This is a genomic window from Halorubrum sp. SP3 (genome assembly GCF_005435195.1).
In the GTDB taxonomy this organism is placed as follows: domain Archaea; phylum Halobacteriota; class Halobacteria; order Halobacteriales; family Haloferacaceae; genus Halorubrum; species Halorubrum sodomense.
Map to the genome: position 1 here is coordinate 2,325 of NZ_SGTU01000049.1, position 339 is coordinate 2,663.

1 protein-coding gene is annotated in these 339 nt (G+C 54.0%); it reads right to left on the reverse strand.

What is annotated here, in order from left to right; translation table 11 throughout:
• On the reverse strand, positions 1-295 hold a 295-nt coding region (locus tag EXE42_RS15080; RefSeq protein ID WP_137706856.1), incomplete at its 3' end, for a glycosyltransferase family 2 protein.
• Positions 296-339: the final 44 nt, after the last annotated feature.

Consider the following 339-nt stretch of genomic DNA (forward strand, 5'->3'; position numbering starts at 1 on the left):
GCCAATCGGAGACCGGACGGGCGTCGGGGTCACAGAAGGCAGCAACGTCTGTTTCATCAATATAAGTGACGGCCTTGTTTCGCGCACGAGGGAGGCCGTTCCTGCGCATCGACAGCATCTCAACTGCCAACCGGTCGGAGAAATCATTAACCACATCCCTGTTGACTCCTGTTCCCGAATCGACGATTAAGACATCGAAGTTGTCGTAGTACTGGTTATTGAGACAATCAAGACATCCGCGCAGCTCCTCGGGCTCGTCAATAGTAGGAACGACGACTGTAATCTGTCGTGTCACTGCTGCCCCACCTGTTCGTAGAACTCTCCCATCTGCTTCGCCTG